The sequence below is a fragment of the Saccharopolyspora sp. NPDC000995 genome (assembly GCF_053599315.1).
Genome location: NZ_JBSFLZ010000256.1, coordinates 1 through 3,386, shown reverse-complemented (window position 1 = coordinate 3,386; position 3,386 = coordinate 1). Strand labels below are relative to the sequence as shown.

The window sequence follows — 3,386 nt, the reverse complement described above, 5'->3', positions numbered from 1 at the left end:
CGCAGTGACGTCGGGTCGAATCCGGCGCGTTCGAAGGTTTCCCACGCGGTTTCCAGCAGCAGGCGCTGCTGCGGGTCCATGGCCAGCGCTTCGCGCGGTGAGATCCCGAACAGGGCGGCGTCGAACTCCGCCGCGTCGTGCAGGAAACCGCCCTGCCGCACCGAGGACGTGCCCGGCGTATCCGGATCGTGGGCGAAGAGGTCGGCCAGCGGCCACCCGCGGTCCTGCGGGAATCCGGAGATCGCGTCCTCTCCGGAGGCGACGAGATTCCACAGCGCCTCGGGGTCGTCGACACCGCCGGGGTAGCGGCACGCCATCGCCACGATCGCGATGGGCTCGCGGTCCCGGTTCTCCGCTTCCGACAGGCGTTCCTTCGCCTGCTGGAGATCAGCGGTGACCCGCTTCAGATAGCTGAAGAGCTTTTCCTCTTGCGCCATGCTCGAAACCACCTGTGCATCCGAACGGACTGGGGGCGGGGCTGCGGGGATCAGAGGTTCCGGTCGATGAAGTCCATCAGTTCCTCCGGGGTGGTGGTGTCGGTGAGAGCGGTGGCGGCGTGCCCGTTCGCGGAAACACGCCGGTTCCAGCCGGCGAGCAGGTCCGCGAGGCGTTGCGAGACGTGCTCGTGGTCCGCGGTCGCGGACTCGGCGTCGAGCAGCGCTTCCAGCCGGTCCAGCTCACCGAGCAGGACGTCGCCCGCACCTGGCATCTCGGCATCGAGGAATTCCGCGAGCGCGTCCGGTGACGGATGGTCGAACGCGACGGTGGCCGGGAGCGCCACACCAGTTAGCGCGGTGAGGCGGTTGCGCAGTTCGACCGCGGTGAGCGAGTCGAAACCGAGATCCGTGAACTTCTTCCGCGTGTCCAGCGCTGCGGTGCGAGCGTGCCCGAGCGTCGATGCGACCTCTGCCCGCACCACGTCGAGCAGGACGGCGCGGCGCTCCTCGCCGACCAGGCCGCCGATGCGGTCCCGAAGCGATTCCGGAACGTCTTGTGCGGTAAGGCTTTCCGGAGTCGCGTTGGGCACGAATCCGCGCAAGACGGCGGGAACATCCGCCGGGCCCGTCCGCAACGCCGCGCGATTGAGCACGAGCGGCACCACGAGTGCGTCCTCGGAACCCAGCGCCGCGTCGAACATCGCGAGCCCCTGCGCCTGCTGGATCGGCGCGACACCAGTGCGCGCCAGGCGACGGCGATCGGCCTCCCCGAGTCCGCCCGCCATGCCCTCCGCGACGTCCCACAGCCCCCACGCCAGCGACAAACCGGGCAGTCCCTGCTGTCTCCTGGTTTCGGCGAGCGCATCGAGGAACGCGTTGGCCGCCGCGTAGTTCGCCTGCCCGGCCGAACCCAGCACACCGGCCGCGGAGGAGAAGAGCACGAAAGCCGAGAGGCCGAGATCACGGGTCAGCTCGTGCAGGTGCCACGCTCCCTCGGCCTTCGGCGCGAACACGGCCTGCAGGCGCTCTCCGGACTGCCCGGCCAGCGTCGCGTCGTCCACCACGCCTGCGCAGTGCAGGACGGCCGACAGCGGCTGCTGCGGCGCAACCGCCGCGAGCACATCGGCGAGGGCCCGCCGGTCGGCGACATCGCAGGCCGCGAACTCCACCTCGGCGCCGAGCTCACGCAGCCGCGCGGTGAGATCCGCCGCACCAGGTGCGGTATCGCCCCGACGGCTGATGAGCAGCAGCCTGCGAACACCGTGCGACTCGACCAGGTGCCGCGTGACCACGCCACCGAGCGCTCCGCTCGCGCCGGTCACCAGCACCGTGCCCGGCCGTAGCCGAACCGCGTCCGCGGGCATGATCTGGCGCACGAGGCGTGGTGCGAACGCACCTTCGGCGCGGAGGCTGAGCTGGGGCTCGCCGGATGCCACTGCGGCGGCGAGCCGTTCGGTGCCGCCCTCGACGTCGACCAGCACCACGCGGCCGGGCTGCTCGGCCTGCACGGATCGCAACAGACCCCACACCGCGGCGACAGGCAACCGACGCGCCGGGTCACCGGACCTGGCTCCGCTGCTCACGACGACGAGCCGGCTGTGCGGTCCGGTCTGCCGGGCGAGCCACTCCTGGACGGAGCCGAGCACGTGCTCGGCGGTGAGCCGGGCGGATTCGGCGAGATCACCACTGCCCGACGGCCGCACCTCGACGTCCAGCACCGCCGTGTCGTCGGGAAGTTCCGCCGCTTCGGGCAGCGCGACGTGCTGCCAGTCCAACCGCAGGGACGGCACGCGCGCAGGAAGCAGATCGCCGCCGGAAACCGGTCGGCCGGTGAGCGCGGAGACCGACGCGACGAGAGCACCGGACCCGTCGGCGAGGTCGAGCGAGACCTGGCCGGCATCGCGGCGGAAGAGCCGGACCCGGAGCTTCCCGGTCGCACGACCGTGCAGCGCGACACCGCTCCAGGCGAACGGCAGGCTGGCCGGTTCGCTGCCGTCCGCGTCGACCGCGGTGACGTGGAGCGCGGCGTCGAACAGCGCCGGGTGCACGGCGAAACCGCCGGCGGCGTCGAGCTCGACCTCGGCGAAGAGGTCGGCACCGCGCCGCCACGCCGCGCGCAGACCGCGAAACGCCGGGCCGTATGCGATGCCGACCGCACCCATCCGCTCGTAGAAGTCGGTGACGTCGACCGCCGTGGCATCTTCTGGGGGCCACGGCAGCGGCCCGGCCGGCCGGGCGACGGGTTCGGAGTCCAGCACACCCGTGCAGTGCTGCGTCCACGGCTCGTCGGCTTCCGCGCCTTCGGGCCGGGAGAACACCGCGACCTGGCGCCGGCCGTCGACGGCTTCGCCGACCTCGACGCGGATCTGCGCGAGCGCCTCCTCGGTGAGCAGCAGCGGCACGTCCGTGGTGAGCTCTGCCAGTCGCGGGTGCCCGCAGCGCTGCCCCGCGTGGAGCACCAGGTCCACGAATGCCGTTCCGGGCAACAGGACCGCGCCGTGCACCGCGTGGTCGGCGAGCCACGGTTGCGATGCCACCGACACCCGGCCGGTGAACAACACCCGGCCGGACGAGGGCGAGGTCACCGACGCCTTGAGCACCGGGTGATCGGCGCTGTCCAGGCCCGCCGAACCGAGATTGACCACGTCGGAGGGCTGGTCGTCGAGCCAGAGGTGCTCCCGCTGGAAGGCATAGGTCGGCAATGCCGTGGTGCGTGCGTTCGTGCCCGCGTAGTAGGCGTGCCAGTCGGGGTCGGCGCCGTTGGCGACGAGGTGTGCGAGCGCGGTGGTGAGCACCTCGGGTTCGGGTTTGTCGTGCCGGAGCGAGGCTACGGCCGTGCCGGTGATGTGCGTGGTCAACGCGGCGGTGGGGCCGATTTCGAGGTGTGCGGCCGGGTTCCGGGTGGCGGTGGTGGTGATGGCGTCGGCGAAGCGGACGGTTTGGCGGGCG

The 3,386-nt window shown here is 71.8% G+C and carries 2 protein-coding genes; both read right to left on the bottom strand.

All coding sequences use genetic code 11. The annotated features are described in order from the left end of the window. Positions 1-437 (bottom strand): beta-ketoacyl synthase N-terminal-like domain-containing protein (locus ACWDKQ_RS35515; protein WP_450143130.1); only part of this gene is annotated, 437 nt, incomplete at its 3' end. Between the two features lie 50 nt (positions 438-487). After that, on the bottom strand, positions 488-3,386 hold a 2,899-nt coding region (locus ACWDKQ_RS35510), incomplete at its 5' end, for a type I polyketide synthase (protein WP_450143129.1).